The 21,485-nt window shown below is 65.8% G+C and carries 15 protein-coding genes; 3 read left to right on the forward strand and 12 right to left on the reverse strand.

Annotated features, from left to right (window positions below):
* The first annotated feature begins 15 nt into the window (after positions 1-15).
* The 3 genes from accD to ABIB00_RS22920 are packed head-to-tail and all read left to right on the forward strand — an operon-like array spanning position 16 to position 3,055.
* The gene (gene accD, locus ABIB00_RS22910) at positions 16-957 is read left to right on the forward strand and encodes an acetyl-CoA carboxylase, carboxyltransferase subunit beta (protein WP_275168838.1); all 942 of its coding nucleotides are present in this window, start codon (positions 16-18) and stop codon (positions 955-957) included.
* Entirely contained in the window at positions 954-2,297 is a 1,344-nt protein-coding gene (locus ABIB00_RS22915) for a bifunctional folylpolyglutamate synthase/dihydrofolate synthase (protein ID WP_354105945.1), read from the forward strand. Before accD ends, ABIB00_RS22915 begins: the two co-directional genes overlap by 4 nt.
* Before the next feature lie 17 nt (positions 2,298-2,314).
* Complete coding sequence (locus ABIB00_RS22920; RefSeq protein ID WP_354105946.1) at positions 2,315-3,055, forward strand: metallophosphoesterase family protein; 741 nt, start codon at positions 2,315-2,317, stop codon at positions 3,053-3,055.
* 135 nt (positions 3,056-3,190) lie between these two features.
* Here the strand turns inward: ABIB00_RS22920 and ABIB00_RS22925 are convergent, their stop codons facing one another.
* The 12 genes from ABIB00_RS22925 to ubiE all read right to left on the reverse strand — a co-directional run bounded on the left by ABIB00_RS22925 (position 3,191) and on the right by ubiE (position 21,427).
* On the reverse strand, positions 3,191-4,198 hold the full coding sequence (locus tag ABIB00_RS22925; RefSeq protein ID WP_354106015.1) for an ATP-dependent DNA ligase: 1,008 nt from the start codon (positions 4,196-4,198) through the stop codon (positions 3,191-3,193).
* Positions 4,199-4,345: 147 nt separating this feature from the next.
* A complete protein-coding gene (trxA, locus tag ABIB00_RS22930; RefSeq protein ID WP_247352799.1) occupies positions 4,346-4,666 on the reverse strand; it encodes a thioredoxin in 321 nt (106 codons plus the stop codon).
* A 63-nt stretch (positions 4,667-4,729) separates the two neighbouring features.
* A complete protein-coding gene (gene addA / locus ABIB00_RS22935; protein ID WP_354105947.1) occupies positions 4,730-8,239 on the reverse strand; it encodes a double-strand break repair helicase AddA in 3,510 nt (1,169 codons plus the stop codon).
* The gene (gene addB / locus ABIB00_RS22940; protein ID WP_354105948.1) at positions 8,233-11,379 is read right to left on the reverse strand and encodes a double-strand break repair protein AddB; all 3,147 of its coding nucleotides are present in this window, start codon (positions 11,377-11,379) and stop codon (positions 8,233-8,235) included. Before addB ends, addA begins: the two co-directional genes overlap by 7 nt.
* Positions 11,380-11,620: 241 nt before the next feature.
* Positions 11,621-12,343: a nucleotidyltransferase family protein gene (locus ABIB00_RS22945; protein ID WP_247352806.1), complete on the reverse strand. Its 723-nt coding sequence runs from the start codon at positions 12,341-12,343 to the stop codon at positions 11,621-11,623.
* 124 nt (positions 12,344-12,467) lie between these two features.
* Positions 12,468-12,785, reverse strand: coding sequence for a PilZ domain-containing protein (locus tag ABIB00_RS22950; RefSeq protein WP_354105949.1), 318 nt, complete (start codon positions 12,783-12,785; stop codon positions 12,468-12,470).
* A gap of 107 nt (positions 12,786-12,892) precedes the next feature.
* Positions 12,893-14,425 (reverse strand): tRNA (adenosine(37)-N6)-threonylcarbamoyltransferase complex ATPase subunit type 1 TsaE, encoded by a 1,533-nt coding sequence (gene tsaE / locus ABIB00_RS22955; RefSeq protein ID WP_354105950.1) that lies wholly within the window; start codon positions 14,423-14,425, stop codon positions 12,893-12,895.
* Positions 14,422-16,926 (reverse strand): sensor histidine kinase, encoded by a 2,505-nt coding sequence (locus tag ABIB00_RS22960; protein ID WP_354105951.1) that lies wholly within the window; start codon positions 16,924-16,926, stop codon positions 14,422-14,424. The genes tsaE and ABIB00_RS22960 overlap by 4 nt, the downstream gene beginning before the upstream one ends.
* Before the next feature lie 191 nt (positions 16,927-17,117).
* A complete protein-coding gene (gene dut, locus ABIB00_RS22965; RefSeq protein WP_354105952.1) occupies positions 17,118-17,576 on the reverse strand; it encodes a dUTP diphosphatase in 459 nt (152 codons plus the stop codon).
* Positions 17,573-19,024: a bifunctional phosphopantothenoylcysteine decarboxylase/phosphopantothenate--cysteine ligase CoaBC gene (gene coaBC, locus ABIB00_RS22970; protein ID WP_354105953.1), complete on the reverse strand. Its 1,452-nt coding sequence runs from the start codon at positions 19,022-19,024 to the stop codon at positions 17,573-17,575. Before coaBC ends, dut begins: the two co-directional genes overlap by 4 nt.
* Before the next feature lie 70 nt (positions 19,025-19,094).
* On the reverse strand, positions 19,095-20,669 hold the full coding sequence (ubiB, locus tag ABIB00_RS22975; protein ID WP_247352817.1) for a 2-polyprenylphenol 6-hydroxylase: 1,575 nt from the start codon (positions 20,667-20,669) through the stop codon (positions 19,095-19,097).
* Positions 20,666-21,427 carry a bifunctional demethylmenaquinone methyltransferase/2-methoxy-6-polyprenyl-1,4-benzoquinol methylase UbiE gene (gene ubiE, locus ABIB00_RS22980; RefSeq protein ID WP_354105954.1) on the reverse strand — a complete coding sequence of 254 codons (762 nt, stop codon included), beginning with the start codon at positions 21,425-21,427 and terminating at the stop codon, positions 20,666-20,668. Before ubiE ends, ubiB begins: the two co-directional genes overlap by 4 nt.
* Between the last annotated feature and the right edge of the window lie 58 nt (positions 21,428-21,485).

Genomic DNA, 21,485 nt, shown 5'->3' on the forward strand with positions numbered 1-21,485 from the left:
ACATCGGAGCAAACCATGAACTGGCTTACCAATGTGGTCCGGCCGAAGATCCGCAACATGCTGCGGCGGGAGACGCCGGAGAATCTGTGGATCAAGTGCCCGGATTCCGGACAGCTCGTGTTCTACAAGGACGTCGAGGCCAACCAGTTCGTCATCCCCGGCTCGAACTACCACATGCGCATGAACGCGGTGGCGCGCCTGAAGTCGATTTTCGACAACGAGACCTGGTACGACGTCGCGTTGCCTGACGTCACGCCCGATCCGCTCAAATTCCGCGACGAGAAGAAATACGTCGATCGCATCAAGGATGCCCGCGCGCGGACCAATCTGAACGACGCGATCAAGGTCGGCTACGGCAAGCTCGAAGGTGCGGCCGTCGTCGTCGCCGTGCAGGATTTTGATTTCATGGGCGGCTCGCTCGGCATGGCCGCGGGCGAAGCCATCGTGCGCGGGCTCGAGCTTGCGGTCGAGAAGAAGTCGCCGTTCATCGTGTTCGCGGCGTCAGGCGGCGCGCGCATGCAGGAAGGCATCCTGTCGCTGATGCAGATGCCGCGTACCACCGTCGCGGTGCAGATGCTGCGTGAGGCAAAACAGCCTTACATCGTCGTGCTGACCAACCCGACCACCGGCGGCGTCACTGCGTCCTATGCGATGCTCGGCGACGTGCAGATCGCCGAGCCCGGTGCGCTGATCGGTTTTGCCGGCGCGCGCGTGATCGAGCAGACCATCCGCGAAAAGCTCCCCGAGGGGTTTCAGCGCGCCGAATACCTCAAGGAGCACGGCATGGTCGACATGGTCGTGCATCGCCACGAATTGCGCCCGACCCTGGCGCGGCTCTGCCGCCTGTTGACCAGGGCGCCAGCGCTGGAGAGCGCCTCGAAACCGGTGCAGCCGGTCGTCAGCCCGGCGCAGATCGTATCGGCTCCCGAGACGGCGCCGGCCGCGCCGCACGCGTGAACGCTCCCTCTGACAGCGCAAAGCCGTCGCTCGGCGAATTGATCGCGCGGCTGTCGGTCCTGCATCAGAAGCGCATCGATCTCGGGCTGGAGCGGATGCACCGGCTGCTCGAGCGGCTCGGTCATCCTGAAAGCAAGCTGCCGCCGGTGATCCATATCGCCGGTACCAACGGCAAGGGCTCGACGCTCGCTTATCTGCGCGCGACGCTGGAGGCCGCGGGCCTCCGCGTCCACGCCTACACCTCGCCCTATCTCGTTCGCATCAACGAATGTTTCCGGCTCGGCCGCGTTGGCGGTGGCGTGCTGGTCGGTGACGACGAATTGCGCGCGGCGCTGGAAGAGGTCGAGCGGGCCAACGCCGGCGAAGCCGCCACCGTGTTCGAGCTCAAGACTGCGGCTGCGTTTCTTCTGTTCGCGCAGAATCCGGCCGATGTCGTGCTGCTCGAAGTCGGCCTCGGCGGCCGGCTCGATTCGACCAATGTGGTCGATACACCAGCGGCCTGCGTGATCACGCCTGTCAGCATGGACCACATGGATTTCCTCGGTGACACCTTGACCTCGATCGCCGGCGAGAAGGCCGCGATCATCAAGCGGGGCGTGCCGGTGATCTGCGCCGAGCAGTCGGGCGAGGTGATGGCGGTGATCGAGGCCCAGGCCAAGCGCATGCGCGCGCCGCTGTTTGCCGCAGGCGAGAGCTGGCACGTCAATGTCGAGCACGGGCGGCTAGTCTATTCCGACGATCGCGGTTTGATGGATCTCACGGCGCCGCGCCTGTTCGGCCGCCACCAGTTCGACAATGCCGGCCTCGCGATTGCGACGCTGCGGGCCACCAACGCCTTCAAGATCAACCAAGCGGCGTTTGAGGCCGGCATCGTCGGCGCCGAATGGCCGGCACGTATGCAGCGCATTACGTCCGGCGAGTTGCTCTCCTGGGGGCCGCAGGGATCGGAGATCTGGCTCGATGGTGGGCACAATGCCGAGGGCGGCCGCGTCGCGGCGGCAGCGCTCGGCGATCTCGAGGAGCGGGTGTCGCGACCGCTGGTCGTCATCGCCGGCATGATGGCCAACAAGGACGCGCGAGCGTTTCTGGCCAATTTCGCCGGTCTGACCCGTCATATCATCGCGGTGCCGATTCCCGACACCGATAACGCGATGCCGGTCGACATCCTCGCGGATGCCGCGCGCAGCCTCGGCATGCGTGTCGAGCCCGCGCCGGGTATCGAGGCCGCACTGCGCGCATTGGCGAAGCTCGCCTACGAAGTGCCGCCGCGCATCCTGATCACCGGCTCGCTCTATCTCGCCGGCCACGTGCTGGGGCTCAACGGCACGCCTCCTGCATAAGGGTTGCGGTGACCAACATGCGTTTTGCCGCGATTGCCGACGTCCACGGAAACTATCTCGCGCTGGAGGCAGTGCTCGCCGACATTCGCGCGCAGGGCATCGCCGAGATCGTCAATCTCGGCGACATGCTGAGCGGGCCGCTCGACGCGCGCCGCACGATCGAGATCCTGATGAAGCTCGATGCCGTACACGTGCTCGGCAATCACGACCGCTATCTGCTCGACCGTCCCCCGGAGAAGATGGGTTCATGGGATCGCCCCGCCCATGCGCAGCTGGATGGCACGCAGCTCGACTGGCTGCGCGCCCAGCCGATGACGCGGGTGTTCCGCGATCAGGTTTTCCTCTGCCACGCGACGCCCGGCAATGACGAGGTCTACTGGCTCGATACCGTGCATCCCGACGGCGCGGTGGCGCTGTCGCCGCTCGATCGCATCGAGCAGTTTGCGCAAGGCATCGCGCAATCATTGATCCTTTGCGCCCACACCCATCTTGCCCGCGCCGTACGGCTTCGCGACGGAAGGCTGATCGTCAATCCCGGCAGCGTCGGCAGTCCCGGTTATCGCGACAAGCATCCGTTCCCGCATGTCGTCGAAGCCGGCACACCGCATGCGCGCTATGCGATCGCCGAGCGCGTCGATGACGCCTGGCAGATGACGTTTCGTCACGTCGCGTACGATCACGACACGATGGCCGCGCTGGCGCGTCGCAACGGCCAGCCGGAGTTGGCGAACGCGCTGGCGACGGGATGGATTAGATAGCCCCGCTCGTGTCCCGGACGCGGCGCGGCATGAAATGACGCGACGCAGAGCCGGGACCCAGCAGGCGGTGGGCCCCGGCTCTGCAGCGCACCGCTGAAGAAGCGCTGCGTTGCGTCCGGGGCACGAGAGCGATCGTCATCCAAGCAACTTCATCGGATCCGCCACCTTCTGCTTCAGCTGCTCGAAGCTGCATTGCCGCGGTGCCTTGTCGGGGCGCCAGCGCAGGATCGAGGTGCCGTGGCGAAAGCGCTCGCCGCTGAAGTGGTCGTAGCAGACCTCGATCACGAGCTTCGGCTTGAGCGGACACCATTTTGCCGAGCGCTCGGTGGACCAGCGGCTCGGCCCGCCCGGCGCGTTACCGGTGAAGCCCGGCTCGCCGATCAGCGCTTCCAGCCGATCGGTCAGAGCAGGCCTTTCTGTCGCCTTGATCGCCGAGGTGAAGCCGACATGGTGAAGGAGACCTTCGTCATCGTAGAGTCCGAGCAGCAGCGAGCCGACCACGCTCCGGCCGGCGAGCTTGTTGGTGGCATAGCGGAAGCCGCCGACGACACAATCGGCGCTGCGGAATTTCTTGCTCTTCTGCATGCCGTCGCGATTTCCCGCCTGGTACGGCAGGTCGATGCGCTTGGCGATGACGCCGTCCGAGCCGCCGCCGGATTGCGCCAGCCATTTTTGCGCGGTGGCGTAGCTTGTCGCCGCCGGTGAGAGGCGGAAGATGCTGGCTTTCAGGTTGGCTTTCGCAAACGCTTCCAGCGCCGGCCGCCGCTCGCCGAGCGGCTCTTTGGAAAGCTGCTTCTCGCCAGCCGTCGCAAGCAGATCGAAGACGAGATAAAGTGCCGGCGTGTCCTGAGAGAGCTTGTTCACGCGGCTTGAAGCGGGGTGAATGCGCTGCAGCAGCGCGTCGAAAGAAAAGCTTTTGCCGTGCGGCACGACAATCTCGCCGTCGAGCGTGAAGCGATCCGCCTTCAGCTTCAGTGCCGCGGCGACGATCTCGGGGAAGTAGCGCGCGAGGTCCTCGCCGGATTTCGAGCGCAAATCAATGCTGCCGCCGTTGCGCGATAGCAGGCAGCGGAAGCCATCCCATTTCGGCTCGTATTGCCACTCCTTGCCGCGCGGGATCGCATCGACGGACTTCGCCTCCATCGCAACGAGAGATGTCGATTTTCGTGCGCGCTTTGCAGGGGCTGCAGGCAAGGGGCTGGGACTCGTCATACGCTGGACATGTCCCATCAACGCAAAACGGCCGACTTTCGCCGGCCGTTTCCAAAAAATAATCTCGTGCGCGGCGGATCAGACCGCGGAGGTGATCCACTGCTGCAGCTTTGCCTTGGGCGCGGCGCCGACTTGGCGGGAAGCCATCTCGCCGCCCTTGAAGATCATCAGGGTCGGGATCGACATCACGCCATACTTCGATGCGGTCTTCGGGCTCTCGTCGACGTTGAGCTTCACGATCTTGACCTTGTCGCCCATCGCGCCGGAGATCTCGTCGAGCGCGGGTGCGATCATGCGGCAGGGACCGCACCATTCGGCCCAGAAATCGACAACCACCGGACCGTCCGCCTTGAGCACTTCGGCTTCGAAATCGGTGTCAGAAACTTTGCCAACGGCCATGGGAATACCTCGTACCTGAGAGAAGGACGCGACGGGAATCGCACCCGAGATCATGGCGTCAACCTATGAACGGCTCCTTGCCGGGTCAAGGACGCTCACACGGAGATGAAGGGATGCCAGCGCCGCGTCCAGCGCGGGGGCTGAAATCTCCATATATTCAAGGGCCTCGGTCCAGAGCAGGACGGCTCGAACAGGCTGTTGGGGATAAAGCCGCGATAGCACCGCCCGATACAGCGCAAGCTGCCGGACATAGGTCGCGGGCGCCTCAGAGGCGCTGATGGGCGCCGCCTGGTTGGTTTTGAAATCGACGATCAAAACCTCATCCGGACGAACGACCAGCCGGTCGATCTGCCCCGACACCAGCGCCGGGGTGCGGCCCGGCCGCTCCAGCCTGCCGACGATGGCGACCTCCGCCCGGCTGCCCGCGGCAAAGACCGGCGCGAAGCGCGGTTCAGTGATGAGGGCGAGCACCTTGTCGGCCAGCGCGGCGCGGTCAGCCTCCGCCCAGTCCGAGGCATTGCGCGCCATGAAGCCGAGCGCGGCCTCGCGCCGGCGATCGCTGGCGATGTCGGGGAGTGATTGCAGCAGCCGGTGCACCAGCGTGCCGCGTTGCAGCGCGAGCGCGCGGGACTGCACCGATTCACTTGACCGCACCGCGCGGCCTTCCTCGGCGGACTGGCCGGAGGGACGGACAGGATCGTCATCGATGGTCTCGCGCGGCGCCGGCGTCCGCAGCCAGTCCGGGAGCGCGGTCCTCTGGTCCACGGACGTCGCCGGCGTGCCCAGTGCCTCGGCATCCCCGGGCCGCGCGAATCGTGTCACCTTGCCGAGCGGCGTCTCGATTGTCTGCTTGTCCAGGCCCGAGCCGGCGAGCCCGGTGTCGACCAGGTCGTACCAGCTCAGCTTGCGAACCGTCTTCATGTTGCCGGGCAAGCAGCCGCCGACGATCAGCCGGTCGGCGGCGCGCGTCATCGCGACGTAGAGCAGGCGGCGGTATTCGTCCTCGGTCTCCTCGAGCATCGCGTTGCGTGCGTCGGCGACGGGCTTGGGATCGTCCGCCTTGCGGCCGGCCCACACCACGACCTCGCCGCCATTGCCGCGCGGCATGTGGATCAATCGGACCCGCTGCGAGTCCGCAGGCGACGATGTGGTGTCGACCATGAACACGACGGAAGCTTCCAGGCCTTTGGCGCCGTGCACGGTCATCACCCGTACCTCGTCGCGCGAGATCTCTATGTCGCGCTTCACCTCAGTGTCGGCCGAGCGCAGCCAGGCCATGAAACCCTGCAGCGAGGCAGGCGCCTTGCGTTCGTAGTTCAGCGCCAGCTCCAGAAATTCGTCGAGCGCGTCGTTGGCCTCATGACCGAGCCGGCGCAGGATGCGCGCGCGTCCGCCGTCGCCGCCGAGCAGCCAGCCATAGAAGGCGAACGGCGTCTCTTCGCGCGACCGGACCTCGCAGGCTTCCAGCCGCCGCAGCACCGCCGAGAATTTGTCGCTTGTGGACGCATGCTCACCAAGCGCGCGGCGCAGCGATCCCTTGCGATCCCAGGCAAGCTGAAACAGATCGTCGTCATCGAGCCCGAACAGCGGGCTCTTCAACGCCACCGCGAGCGCGAGATCGTCCTGCGGCAGCAGCAGCGCATCGGCGAGGTTCATCAAATCGATGATGCCGATGTGCTCGGTGAGCTTCAGCCGATCGGCACCGGCGACAGGAACGTTGGCATGCTTCAGGGCCTGGATCACGGCGTCGAACGCATTGCCGCGCCGCCGCACCAGGATCAGCATGTCGCCATAGCGCAGGGGCCGCCGCTCGCCTTCGTGTCCCGTCAGCGTGCCGCTCTCGACCAGCTGCTTGATCTCGGTCTGGATGTGGCGCGCAAGCTTGACCTCGGGGCTGGTGGCGGCGACGCCATCGAACGGCGCGCGCCAGCCCTCGATCTCCTGCCTTTCGTCGGCAATCGCGAGATCCCAGAGTTCGATTACACTCGGGCCGGCATCGGCGAGCGCATTGTGCACGGGATAGGCCTTCTCCGCGTGAATACTGCGATAGATAGTCTCCTCGCGAAAAACCTGATCGACCGAATGCAAAATAGCCGCGCCCGATCGGAAGGAGTAGTTGAACGAGACCGGATCGAATTTAAGGTTAGCAGCCTCAAATTTTCTTCTGAGATCATATCGGCGCCGATCGAATTCTCGCGGTTCCGCGCCCTGGAACGAGAAGATCGATTGCTTTTCGTCGCCGACGGCGAAGACGGTGCGGTTCAGCCCCTCGCGCGCGCCTTCTCCGGCCGTGAATTCCGAGATGATGTGCGCGACGATGTCCCATTGCCGCGGGCTGGTGTCCTGGGCTTCATCGATCAGCACGTGATCGACGCCGCGGTCGAGCTTGTAATGCACCCAGCCCGAAGAGACGCGGTTGAGCATCGCCAGCGTCTTGTCGATAAGGTCGTCGTAGTCGAGCAGCCCGCGCTCCTGCTTCTCGCGCCGATAGTTTGCGGCGGCAGCAGTCGCGATATGCAGCAGGGCCGCGGTGCGGTCGCGCATGGTCACCGCGCGGCGCTTCTCGATCAGAGCGTCGAGCCGCTGCGCCTCGTGCTCGAATAGGTGAGCGACTGCCGGATAATCTTTGCAAAACTGTTTGGTTAGCAACGTCTTGCGTGGTTGCTTCTTTTCATCGGTCAGGAAGGCCCCAAGATAAGCATCGACTTGCGTACTGCCTGAGAACGCTTTTGCCGAACGTAAGCAATCGGCTTGGTCCTTCTCGGTCTTGTTGCCGCCATCGAGTGCGAGGGCAACTTCGTCCCAGCGCGATCGCGGCAGGAACGGACCGTCGAGAATCTCGGTCTCGACGTCCTCGATGCCATCGCTCGCGTCCACGCCCAGCGCGGTGCTCATCTGCGTCGCAGCCGCTTCCGCGTTCCCGGCCTCATCGGTCCAGGCCATGAAATGATCGCGGCTCAGACAGGCCTCGCGCACCACCTCCTTGAAGGTGACGTCGGCGGCGCTCGCCATCGCGGTCAGCAGCGCCCGGCCGGTAACGCTGTCAGGGTCGCGCGCGGCCTCCAGCAGTACCTTCAGATTGGCGCGCTCCATCATGTCGGTCTGGTCGCGATCGTCGATCACCGCGAAGCGCGCGGGCACGTTGGCCTCGAACGGAAACTGCTGGAGCAGGCGGGTGCACAGCGCGTGGATGGTCTGCACCTTCAATCCGCCCGGCGTCTCCAGCGCGCAGGCGAACAGCTTTCGCGCTTCGCGCCGCAATTTTGTATTGGGGTGCGGAATGCCGACCGCGCGGATCGCTGCGTCGAGCGCCGTGTCGTCGAGCGTCACCCAATGCCCGAGCGTGGTGAACACACGCTCGGCCATGTTGGCGGCAGCCGCCTTGGTGAAGGTGATGCAGAGGATCTTTTCCGGCGGCACGCCCGAGAGCAGCAGGCGGATCACCCGCTGCACCAGCACATGCGTCTTGCCCGAGCCGGCATTGGCCGACACAAAGGCCGACGCGGTCGGGTCCGATGCGCGTGCTTGCCTGGCGCGCACTTCATCCGGGATGGGGCGCGGTGCCTTCACCATTCCTCGATCCCCAATCCGCCGGCCGCGGACCATTCCTTGATCCGGGCGAGGTCGTCGTAAGTGCCGTAGCGGTTGGTCCACATCGGCAGGTTCAGTGAGGTGTAGGGCTGGTTCTCGTCCTCGAAGGCGCGGATAAGCGCCTCAAGCTTGGCTCTCGCTTCTGCGGCAGCAGTATCAGGCGGCTGCGCCTCTTCGCCCTTATTGACTTTGAGCTTGACGATTCGCTCCTCGCCGGGTGGATTGTTGCCGCTGAGGCGGACATAGACGAGCTGGCTCACGGATGCGCCGGCATCGATATCGGGAAAGCCGCCTTCGCGCAGGATCGCGGCTTCCAGCGTGAGCTGCGGCGACAGGCCTATTTGGACCTGCTTGTCGGTCGGTGGCTGGCCGGTCTTGTAGTCGAGGATGGCGTAGCCGCCGCCCTGGCGCCGTTCGATGCGGTCGGCGCGGGCGGAGAGACGGAAGCTGCGCCCGTGGTCGAGCGGGATCGAGATCTCGCCGCGGGTTTCCGCAGCGATAGCCTCGATCACGTCGCGACGCGCCGTCTCCCATTCGCCGAACCAGCGGGCGATGCGCTGGAAACGCGGCCACCACAGCGCCCGCGCCTCGGGACGTTCCATCAGCGGTGCAAAGTACTTTTCACCGATCACGCGCAGCACGCGCGCGGGATCGTCGGGCAGATTCGTGGCGTAGCGTTCCGTGAACTCGCCGAGTGCATCGTGGATCGCCGAGCCGCGGTCGGCGGCCGACAGCGGCATGTCGACGGGATCGAGTGCGTCGAGCCGCAAAATGTGTTTTGCGTAGATCGTATAGGGATCGCGCAGCCAGTCCTCGATCGCAGTCACAGACATCCTGAGCGGCCGGGTCGCGCGCGGCGGTCGCGGCTCGGGCTGCTTGATCGGTTTGACCTCGTCGGGCTGGTCCAGCGCGGCTGCAAACTGCACGTATTTCTCGCCCGCGCGAATTGCTGCCTTCCAGCGCGCGTCGCCCGCGACCGCCTCCAACCGGTGCAGGAAGCGCGAAGCCACCGCGGGCGCGCCGCCGGCCTTTGCGGAGTGGGTGAGGATGACCTCGTCGCCGCCGAGCAGTTGCGCAAAATCATGGGCGGAGAGGCCGATACGGCGCTCAGGCAGATCGAGGCCGAGCTGGTGCCGCATCGGTCGGCTGAGCCAGGGATCGATGCGCGGCGCCGGCGGCCAGACGCCCTCGATCAGTCCGCCGACGATGATTCGGTCGGCCTGCATCAGGCGCGATTCCAGCGGGCCGTAGATCTGAAGCCGCGCGCCGGGCTTGTCTCGCCGCCGCACCGCGCGATCGCCGAATGCGGTCTGAAAGACGTCTGCGTAGTCGGGCAGCGTCACCATCAGTCCGCTGGTCGTGCCGCCGCGCAGGAGATCGTCGAAGGCGCTCGCGAGCGCGAGGCCCTCGCGGTCCTCGAAGGCCAGGGAAATGCCCTGCTCGTCGCGCGACAGCTCGATCATGATCTCGCGGTGGCGATGTGCGAACTCGGCGAAGTCAAACGCCTTCGATGGCGCCAGGATCTCGATTGGCGCCAATGCTATCCTCAGGGCATCGATCAGCGCCTGGATGCGATCGAGGTCTTCCGCTTTGAGTCGCGCGCGCGGCTCGGCCTTATGCAGCGCGGAGACCTCGCTGCGCCACAGCTTTGCCAGCTCCTCGCGGAAGCGGTTGAATTCACGCAGCAGGCCGGCGGTGCCTGCAGGCGGGCGCGTGCCGCGCAAGACCGCAAGCTCCAGGCCCTCGATCGCCGCCCTCCACGCGCCAGGTGCGCGGCCCAGCCGGCACAGCGGATGCTTCAGCATCGCCAGAAGCGTCGGCGGCTCCAATCCCTTGGTCGCAGCCTCCGCTGTGAGCCGCGCAAACACGCCGGCGGACGTCTCCATCAAGACGTCGCCGCCGGAATCGTCGAAAGCGAGATCCCACCGGGTCAGCGCGGCCATCACCCGTCGCGCCAGTGCGCGATCGGGCGTGACAAGCGCGGCGGATTTGTCGAGATGCCGCGCCTCACGCATCGCAATCGCGATGGCGAGGGCTTCCATCTCGGGATTGGGGGCTTCGACCACTGCGAGATTGTTCATGCCGCCGGTGATCTTCGCGGCCACATCCGGCTGCTTCAGGCGGTCGTGCCAAATCTCGGTCTTGGCCGATGGCCGCATCGATTCGGAGGCGAGCAGATCGCGGCCGCCTTCCGCCGGAGGCTGGAGGATATCGACGTCGCTGCGCTTGATGCCAAAGCGATCGAGCAGCGCGTGCATGGCATATTGCGGATGGTTCGAGACCGGATGCTCCGCGAACTTGCCGAGCGAGTCGCGTACGCCGCCGATGCTGCGCCAGGCATCGTCGTCGAGATCGGTGTCCAGGCCGGGCAGCACCACGGCGCCACGCGGCAGCAAGGCGACTGCGTGGAGAAATCTTGCCGTGGCCGGCATCGAGCCGGTCGAACCGGCCGCGATCACGGGGCCACGGTGATGCGCGGTCAGCCGCTTGGCTTCGGCATCGATCAGGAGGTCGCGGCGGGCAGCGGGCTCGATGCGTTTGACTTCGGCGAGATGATCGGGCCAGGCGATGCGCGCGATGCGCAAAAATTCGAGCGAGTGCTGCCAGTACCGGTCGAGCAGGTCAGGCACGAGGCCATCGAGCGCGCTCCAGTCGACGCCGCGCGTGACCATGTCGTCGATCAGCCGCGCGAGGTCGGACGCCAGCGCCAGCGTCGAAGCGGGGCCGCCGACGACCAGCGGAGACAGCACCGGGCCCTTGGCCCAGGCCGCGACCAGCTGCGCCAGTGTCAGCCGCCGTTCGAGCTCGCCGAGGCGCGGCGGAATGTCGAGCGGCGTTGCGCCGGAAAACTGTTCGCCCTCATCGGTGAAAGCGAGTTCATCCTCGTCGATGTCGCCGAGCGCGACGATGCGCGGCAGCACGACGGCATCCGCCTTCATCTCGTCGAGGAAGATCTCGCGGACGATTCGCATGGCGCGCCTTGTCGGCAGGTACAACGTGGCGTCCGCCAGCCGTGCAGGTTCCTTGCGCGCCTCAAAGCCGTCGACCAGCCGGCCGTCGAGCAGGCTTGAGACGACGGTGCGCAGGAACGGAACTGAGACTGGAACGCTGAAAACGCGCATGAGCTGCCTGATTCGAAGGATCAGGCGCCAATATAGAGAGGTGCACTCAAATGGTCATGGGCCGAGGCGGGTCTTCCCCGCTGTTTGACGGCTTCGCCGCTCGCGTGCCCCGGACGCGGCGCAGCACGCAGTGATGCGCCGCTGAGCCGGGGCCCAGGCTGCGTCATCACGGCTGTGGCTGTGGGTCCCGGCTCTGCGGAGCGGCACTTCGCGCCGCACCGCGTCCGGGACAAGAGAGACCCTACGCCACGCTCTCCAGAAACGCCTCTTCCGCGGCGTGCACGGCGTCGGGCGTGCCGACATGCATCCAGACGCCGTCGAGGCGGAGGCCGAACAGCCGCTCCTGCTCGTTGGCGCGGTCAAACATTTTGGTCAGCGAGAACTCGCCCGTCGGAGCATCGGCGAAGATCGAGGGCGACAGGATCGCCGCGCCGGCATAGACGAACGGAACGACCTCCTTTTCCTTGCGCTTGCGCAGGGCGCCGTCGGCCAGCATGCCGTAATCGCCGCGGCCGCTATAGCCGATGCTGGTCGCCGTCGGCGCCATCAGCAGCAGGATGTCCATCCGCGCGAGATCGAAGTTTTCGGCAAGCCGCGCCAGATTGGAGCGCACGCCGTCGATCCACAGCGTATCGGAATTGACATGGAAGAACGGCGCATCGCCGAGCAATGGCAACGCCCTGACCACGCCGCCGCCGGTGCCGAGCACCTGGTCGCGCTCGTCCGAGATGGTCACGCGCGGATGCTGGCGGGACGCGGTGTGATTGATGATCTGGTCCGGCAGATAGTGCACGTTGACCACCGCCTCGCTCACGCCGGCCTGGCCGAGCTTGTCGAGCACGTGGTCGAGCAGCGGCTGGCCGGCCACCGGCACCAGCGGCTTCGGCATCTTATCCGTCAACGGACGCATGCGCAGGCCGAACCCTGCGGCGAGCACCATGGCTTTGGTCGGCTTGACGGACATCCTTCGCTTTCTCAGACTTATTGATTTCGCGTTCGCCGCAATCCTAACACGAGGCTTGACCGACCGCACCGCGTCTTAATCGCCTTAACCACCTGCCGTGACGCTTGTACGACGAGTGTTGCCGTTACGCCTGGACGGATGTGGAACGCGCCTTTTTCTTCTTGTCGCCAAGCTTGAGAAAATTGACACCGATCTGGTCGCCATTGACCCAGGCGAGCTCGCAGCGCCGGTACGCAAGTCCGGTAGACGACAGCAGCAGAAAAAACTCCTTCAGATGCAGGCCTTCGACCGAGCCGTCGATGGTCAGCTTGGCGCCGCTCTCGGAGATGTCCTCCATGGTGCAGTCGCGCCGCCAGGTGCCGTCGATACCCATCATCTGGGCCGCGATCCCGCGCTCGAAAACAACCCGGCTGTTGCCGCGCTGGTCCGTCTTCACCGCCATCTGCCCTGCTCCGGCCCCGCAATTATCCGGCTGCCCCGCCGCCAGATTACCGGTATCTTGGCTAACAGCCGGTAAATTAGGCCCCTAATCAGCCTCTATCAGCCTTGTCAGTCTTGCACCGGCCGTTGGGGCGGTGGGACGTTGGCGAGATACCAGTCGCGCAGATGGGCGAGCGCGGGATGCGCCAGGGAGCGCTGGAGATAGGTCCAGATCCGCGGTTGGTGACGCAGATAATGCGGCTTGCCGTCGCGGCGGTTGAGGCGGGCGAAGGTGCCGAGCAGACGCGTGTTCCGCTGCGCGGACATGATGGCGTAGAGCTCAGCGAAGCCGGCCGCGTCGAAGCTTGCGTCGTTCGCGCGGCGCGCCTTGATGTAGCGCGACAGCAGCGTCAGCTCGATCGTCTCGGGCACGTCGATGCGGGCGTCCTGGAGCAGCGACACCACGTCGTAGGATTGCGGCCCCAGCACGGTGTCCTGGAAATCGATCACGCCGACGCGTTCGATGCCGGTGCGATTCCCGAGCCAGATCAGGTTCGGCGAGTGATAGTCGCGGATGATCCACGTCTTCGGCGCCGCCAGCGGCCTCTTCAGCAGCTCGCGCCAGATCGCGAAAAATTCGGTGCGCTTCGCGTCGTCCAGCGGTGCGTTGCGATCGGGCAGGTACCATTCCTGCATCAACCCGATTTCAATCAGCAGCGCCTCGGTATCGAAGACAGGAATGGCGTAGGTCTGCCCATCGAGCGGCAATTTTTCCGGCAGCGTCTCGCCGTGCAGCACGGCCAGCAAATCGGTCGCGGCTTCGTAGCGCTCGGCGATCGGGCGCGGCGGATCGCCCTCGATCACGCCTTCGCTGCCAAAGTCTTCGCTGATCAGGAACCCCTGGTCGAGGTCCGAATGATGGATCGCAGGTGCCGAGATGCCATGTGCGCGCAGACCTTCGCCGATGGCAACGAAGGGTTTTATATTGTCGGCGAGGTGCACCGCGGCGCTGTAGGATTTTCCGTTGTAGACCGCAGCGCCATCCGGGCGCTGCGGAGAGTTCATGAAGATGACGATCGCGTCGTCGCGCAGCAGCCGTGCATAGGAGCGCGTCGAGGCGTCGCCCGCCATGCGCTTGCGCGTTGCATCCATATAGCCGGATGCATCGAGGAATTCGCGCAGCGCCTTCAGCCGCGCGACGGTGGCGGCGGCCTTGCCATAGCCGGTGATGTCGGCGGCGCGTGCGCTCGAGCCCAGCGCAGGCCGGTGCGTCAGCGCGATGTCGATGCGGTCTTGGGGCATCGCCGACGGGGCGCGCTCCGGCCATTCGATCAGGACGAGGGTCGCTTCCGGCAGCGGCGACAGCCCGATCTCTTCGAGCTCGCTCTCGTCCTCGACGCGGTAGAGGTCGGCATGCATCACCGGGAATGGCGGCAGCTCGTAGCCCTGCACCAGCGTGAAGGTCGGGCTCGGCACTTCCAGGGCCTCGTCGCCGGCGAGATAGCGGATCATGGCCCGCGCCGCCGCGGTCTTGCCGGCACCGAGATCGCCGGTAAGCGTGATGACGTCGCCGGAGCCGACCAGCAGCGCGAGGTCGGCCATCAGTTGCGCAGTCGCCGTCTCGTTGTGAAGCGCGACGGAGAATGTGGTTGATTCAGTCATTCGGCGGCGTCGCGATGCGCCGCCTGCTCGGTCGGGAAGTCGCAGATTACGACCGTGCCCCTGCCCACGATCGAATCCACCCGGATCTTGCCGCCGTGCAGCTCGACGAAGGAGCGCACCAGCGACAGGCCAAGCCCGGCGCCGCGGTGACGCGAGCCCTGCGATCGGCTTTCAAACCAGTTGAACACCTTGTCCTTCATGTCGGCAGGTATTCCAGGCCCGGAATCTGTCACAGTGAAGACCACGCTGCGTTCGGTGCGGCGGGCGCTGATGCCGACGGCGGAATCCTGTGGAGAAAACCCGACGGCATTGGCGAGGAGGTTATAGAGCACCTGCACCACGCGCTTCTCGTCGCCGGTGAAGCTGCCGACGTCGGGCGCGATCTCGACCTTGAGACGGATGCGGTCGGTGGCGAGCCGGTCCTGAATACCCTCGGCGGCGAGCTCAATGGTCTTGCTGACGTCGACCGGGCCGAGTTCCAGCTTCATGGCGCCGGCATCGATGGTGGCGAGATCCAGGATGTTGTTGGTCAGCGCCAGCAGGGCATTGGTCGATTTGGTGACGTAGTCGAGGTATTCGGCCTGCTTCGGGGTCAGCGGTCCGGTTGAGGGATCGCTGAGGAAATGCGCGAAGCCGATGATGGTGGTAAGCGGCGAGCGCAGCTCGTAGGAGACGTGGTGGACGAAATCCACCTTCATCTGGTCGGCGGCCTCCAGCGCCTCGTTGCGCTCGCGCAGCGCGCGCTCGACATTCTCGGTGTCGGTGATGTCCTGGAACGTCAGCATGGTCGCGCCGTCGTGCAGCGGCCGGATCATGCCGTCGAGCACGCTGCCGTCCTTGCGCTCCAGCTTCAGCGGAACGTCGGCGCGGCTCTCGATTGAGGTGACGGCCTCGCGGATCTGCCGCCAGACGATAGCGTCGTCGAACAGCTGATGACACCAGCCTTCGACGGTCTGGATGTGCGGCTCGTCGCGCATGGCGTCGCTTGACAGCTTCCACATCCGGACGAAGGCCGGGTTGAACAGCTGCGCCCTGCCGTTGCTGCCGAACACCGCGACGCCCTCGGCGAGGCTGTCCAGCGTCTCGCGCTGGACGCGGATCATGCCGTCGAAGCGGCGGGCGAGCTCGAGGCTCTCGGTGACGTCGTCGAACAGATAGGTGACGCCGCCTTCCGGATTCGGCGTGGTGACGACGGAGAGTGCGCGGCCGTCGGGCAGGTACCAGGTGTCCTTGGCGGTCTCGACCGCGCGGTAGGCCTCGTGCAGCTTGACCTTCCAGGCGCGGAAATCCGGCTGCTCAGGCAGCTTGCGCCCGGCGCGGAGCTGATCGAGCACGCTGGAATCATCGGGGTTGGCGTCGAGGAAGGTGCGGTCGAGGTCCCACAGCCGGCGGTAGGAATCGTTGTAGAAAGCGAGCCGGCGCTGGCCGTCGAACACGGCAACGCCGGAGGAAAGTTGGTCGAGCGTGCGGCGATGCGCCTCCGCCATCCGCACCAGCGCCGAGCTCAGCGCATCCGCCTCGCTGGCATCGATGGCAACGCCGACATTGCCCCGGCCGACGTTGACGGCGCGGACGTCATAGATGCGCCGCTCGCCGCTGATCACGATCGGCAGCCGCGAGGTGAAATTGGCCGCCTCCTTCAGTCCCCGCTCCATCGCCGTGCGATCGGCGCTGTCGAGCAGCTCGAGCTTGCGCGCCTGGGCGTCGGCGATGGTGGCCGCTTCGGTCGCACGGACATAGGCGGGGTTCGCGTAGGTCAGCGCGCCGTTCTCACTCTTGGCCCAGATCGGCCAGGGTGCGGCGGCGGCGAAGCCGCGCAGCATCTCGGTTTCGTCTGACAGCGCCTTGTAGCGCAAATTGGTCTCGGCCAGATCGCGGCGCAGCCCTGATAGTTCGCGAATCCTGACGATGGCCTGGCCGCCGATGGCGCGGCCGATGGCCTCGAGCGTGTGGCCATGCGCGGTGGTCAGCGTCAGCTGGAACCCGTCGCCACGGTCCCGCAGCGCGTCGACCGCGTGATCCATCTGGAGCGCCGGCTCCGGCGGCAACCAGGTTCCAAATGCGAGCAGGCGCTGCGGGGAGGAGTCGCGCGGCAACACCATCGAGATGTCGCCGGAAATCTGGGCGCGATTGTCGCCGGCCGGCCAGGAGATCAAAATTTGCGGCTCGGCGAACAGCAGCGCGCCGAAGCGGTCGGCCTGGAGCTGGAGTTCCCCGATCCGGGCGCGCAGCCGCGCCTCGTTCCTCGCCGTGCGCACACGCGTGCGCATCAGGAGAATCGCGGCGACCACCGAGAAGCCTAGCAAAGCCAGCGCAGTGGCCAGCACCGCGAGCTCCTGCCGGTTGAAATCCAGCAATGTTGAGAGTGTGTCGACGAGATCGGCGGCCTCAGCCGGCGCAGCCGGCAGCAGCGCCGCGAGAGCGCTTCCCAACACGCCGTTGCGCACCAGCGATGTGCACGACAGCAGCGTCCGACGCATCGACACGATCACGCCTGACATAGTTGCCCCAAGAACCGCACGAATTTGCACGCGGCGACCCCCGTCGCGCGCGAATCAAACGACAATACCCTCACCCTGACTCTACCGGTAAGAGTCCAGATCGTGAACGCAAAGCCGGCCCCACAAAAATGCCGGCCGCGCTGTTCCAGCTACGTAAATCTTCGGGATAATTCGGCTGGACGTGCCGCGCGTTAGCGGCCGGTCGAGCCGAAGCCGCCGGCACCGCGGTCGGTGGACGACAATTCGGCCACGGGAACCAGCGCGGCCTGCACCACGGGCGCGATCACCATCTGCGCGATGCGCTCGCCGCGCTTGATCACGAAGGCGGCCTGGCCGTGATTGATCAGGATCACCTTGATCTCGCCGCGATAGTCCGCGTCGATCGTGCCTGGCGAGTTCAGCACGGTGACACCGTGCTTGGCCGCAAGCCCCGAGCGCGGCCGCACCTGCGCCTCGTACCCGGGCGGCAGTGCGATCGCGAGGCCCGTCGGCACCAGCGCGTATTGGCCGGCCGCGAGCGTCATCGGCTCGCTGTCCGACACCGCTGCCATCAGGTCGAGACCGGCGGCATCGTTGGTCTGATAGGCCGGCAGCGGCAGGCTCTCCGCATGGGGCAGGCGTTGCAGTTCGACCGTGACTTTCGTGCTCAAGATGCCGGCTCCCGGGATTTGCCGGTCACGCTCTTTGCGACATGCGCGACCAGTTCGATGGCGACCTGTTCCTTGGTCATCGCCGGCCAGGAATCAACTGCAATCTCGCCATCCTTCTCATCGTTCTTGCGGCTGATGAGGTGAACGGTGTTGCGGTCTCCACCCATCACGCCGGTGGCGGGGGAGACGTCGTTGGCGACGATCCAGTCGCAGCCCTTGCGGGCAAGCTTCGACTTGGCGTTGTCGATGAGGTGCTCGGTCTCGGCAGCAAAGCCGATCACCAGTGGCGGACGCTTGTCGGTCAGCTTGGAGATCGTCGCGAGGATGTCGGGGTTCTCGACCAGCTGGAGCGGCGGCATGCCGGCCGAACTCTTCTTCAGCTTCTGCTCGCCTTCATTGGCGACCCGCCAGTCGGCGACGGCCGCGGCGAAGATCGCAATGTCGGCGGGAAGCGCGGCCTGCACCTGCTCCAGCATCTGCCGCGCCGATTCCACGTGCTTGACCGTCACGCCCCGGGGATCGCCGAGATCGACCGGTCCGCTCACCAAAATCACCTCGGCGCCTGCGGCCTGTGCGGCGGCGGCGATGGCAAAGCCCTGCTTGCCGGAGGAGCGGTTGGCGATGTAGCGCACCGGGTCGATCGGCTCGTAAGTCGGACCTGCCGTGATCAGCACGCGCTTGCCGGCGAGGGGGCGCGGCACCGGCGGCCGCAGCAGGCGCTCGGCGGCGGTCGCGATTTCGATCGCCTCGGACATGCGGCCGATCCCGGCCTCGCCGGCTTCGGCCATCTCGCCGGAATTCGGTCCGATCAGCACCACGCCGTCGCGCTGGAGCTGCGCCACATTGCGCCGCGTCGCCGCGTTATTCCACATCAGCGGATTCATCGCCGGCGCCAGCAGCACCTTGCGGTTGGTCGCGAGCAGGATGGCGCTGGCGAGGTCGTCGGCGTGGCCGTTTGCCATCTTGGCCATCAAATCGGCGGTGGCGGGCGCCACCACGATCAGGTCGCACTCGCGCGCGAGGCGGATATGGCCGGCGTCGAACTCGCTCTGGGGATCGAACAGGTCGGTGTAGACGCGCTCATGCGAGAGCGCACTCACGGCCAGCGGCGTGACGAATTGCTGCGCCGCCTTGGTCAGCACGCAGCGCACCTCGATCCGTCGCTCCTTGAGCCTTCGGATCAGGTCGAGCGATTTGTAGGCCGCGATCCCGCCGCCGATGATCAGGGTGACGCCGGCCTCGGCAAGGGCACCGGTGCGCTGCGGGATGGGGGTAGCGGAGGCCGCGGGCGGCGCCGTGAATGGCGTCAGCGGCTCCTCGCGGCCCTCGATCAGCTCCCCGAGAATGACCCGGACCTCTTCCTCGACCGACCTGCGGTTCCTGGCCGAACGCAGGCGGAGGAAGGTTTTGACGTTCTCGTCGAGCTTGCGGATGGTCAGGCTTGCCATGGCACTCTCCGGCGGAAAATGATAGCGATGCTATCAGTCGTATGATTGCACTGCAATCATTGCACTGCAATCATAGATTCCGGACGGCGATCAGGATGCCGATGAAGGTCGCCGCGATGATCCAGAGCGCCACGGTGCGCCAGCGGTTCTTGCGGCCCTCGCTGCGGCCCATCGCCGCGATGCTCTCCGGCGACAGCCGGATGCCTTCCCGCGTCATGGTCTCCAACTGTTCGAGCACCGCGACCGAGCGCGCGGCGATGTCAGGCAGACGCATCAGGATGCGGGCGAGATCGCCGGTGCCGGAAAGTGCGCCCTGGACCCGGCCGATCGGCCCGAGATTGCGCTCGATCCATTCGCGCACCACGGGGTCGGCGACTTTCCAGATGTCGAGCTTGGGATTGAAGCCGCGCGCCACACCCTCGACCACCACCATGGTCTTCTGAAGCAAGATCAGCTCGGGCCGCGTCTTCATGTCGAACATGCCGGTGACTTCGAGCAGCAGCGTCAGCAGCCGCGCCATCGAGATCTCTTCGGCGGTGCGATTGTGAATCGGCTCGCCAATGGCGCGGATCGCTTGCGCAAAATTCTCGACCGAGTGATGCGCGGGCACGTAGCCCGCTTCGAAATGCACCTCGGCGACGCGGCGATAGTCGCGGGTGATGAAGCCGAGCAGGATTTCGGCGAGGAAGCGCCGCTCCTTCATGCCGAGCCGGCCCATGATGCCGAAATCGACCGCGACGAGACGGCCGGCGTCATCCAGGAACAGATTGCCCGGATGCATGTCGGCGTGGAAGAAGCCGTCGCGCAACGCGTGGCGCAGGAAACTCTGGATCACCTTGCGGCCGAGATCGGGCAGGTCGACCTGCGCTTCTTTGAGGCGTTTGTGGTCGTTCAACGCAATGCCGTCGATCCACTCCATCGTCAGCACGTTGTGCGTGGTGCGGTCCCAGTCAACGGTCGGCACACGGAAATCAGGATCGTCGCGCGTGTTCTCCGCCATTTCCGACAGCGCGGCAGCCTCGAGCCGCAGATCCATCTCCATCGCGACCGAGCGCGACATGGTGTTGATGACCTCAATCAGGCGCAGGCGCCGCGCCTCGGACGAATAGGCTTCGGCCTTGTGCGCGACGAAGAAGAAGTCGGAGAGGTCGCGGCGGAAGCGGGCGGCCACGTTGGGTCGCAGCACCTTCACTGCGACGGCCTTGCGGACGCCGTCGCGCAAAACTTCGCCGCGATGAACCTGCGCGATCGAGGCAGCCGCGACCGGCGGACTGAGGCTCGCGAACACATCCGTCAGCGGCCGTTCCAGCGAGGTTGCGATCGCAGCTTCCGCTTCGGCTTGCGAGAACGGCGGCAGGCGATCCTGCAGGCTTTCGAGGTCGAGCGCCATGACGACGCCGACGACGTCGGGGCGTGTTGCCAAAAATTGTCCGAGCTTGAGATAGGCCGGGCCCATCCGGGTTAGCGCGCGGGTCAGCCGCGGGCCGTGCTTCGGGCCGCGCCGCTCGATGAGGCGTGCAATTTTCAGCGCGAGCTGCCCGGGCGCCGGCACCAAGCTCGGATCGACTGAGCCGAACACGCCCTCGCGCGCAAAGACGAACGCGGCGCGGATCAGGCGCGCAATGTGGGTGACGGCAGAAATCACAAACGCCAGCCCGAATGCAGCGCGACGATGCCGCCGGACAATGTCTGCCAATTCACGCGGGCGAAGCCGGCGTCGCGGATCATGTCGGCGAAGGCGTTGGGTTTTGGAAACTTGCGGATCGACTCGACCAGATATTGGTAGGACTCGGCGTCACCCGTGATCATGCGGCCGAGCGGCGGGATCACCTTGAACGAGAACAGGTCGTAAAGGCGATCGAGCCCGGGCATCTCGACGGTGGAGAATTCCAGGCAGAGGAAGCGGCTGCCGGGCTTGAGCACGCGATAGGCCTCGGCCAGCGCGAGATCGATCCGCGGCACGTTGCGAATGCCGAAAGCGATCGTATATGCTTCGAAGCTGCGGTCGGCGAAGGCGAGCGCCTCGGCATTGCCTTCGACGAAATCGACCTGGGTATCGAGATGCCGCTTCGCGGCGCGCTCGCGGCCTACCTCCAGCATCTCGGAATTGATGTCGCAGACGGTGGCATGGAAGCCGGGGCCTGCGGCCTTGGCGGCGCGGAACGAGATGTCGCCGGTGCCGCCGGCAACGTCGAGCAGCGCGAACGGCCGGTCGCCCTTGGGCGGGTTGAGCGCGTTGATCATGATGTCCTTCCAGACCCGGTGCAGGCCACCGGACATCAGGTCGTTCATCAAATCATAGCGCGACGCCACGCTGTGAAACACATCGTTCACCAGCGTCTGCTTGTCCCCCAGGGGAACGTCCCTGAAGCCAAAATGCGTGGTTTCGCCCGGCCGATCCATTACTCTACTCCACGAGGCGGACCATAGCGCGCCCGCCGCAATGGCGCTATCACACCGC

Origin of the sequence: Bradyrhizobium sp. LB14.3 (assembly GCF_040547985.1) — a bacterium.
Lineage (GTDB): Bacteria > Pseudomonadota > Alphaproteobacteria > Rhizobiales > Xanthobacteraceae > Bradyrhizobium.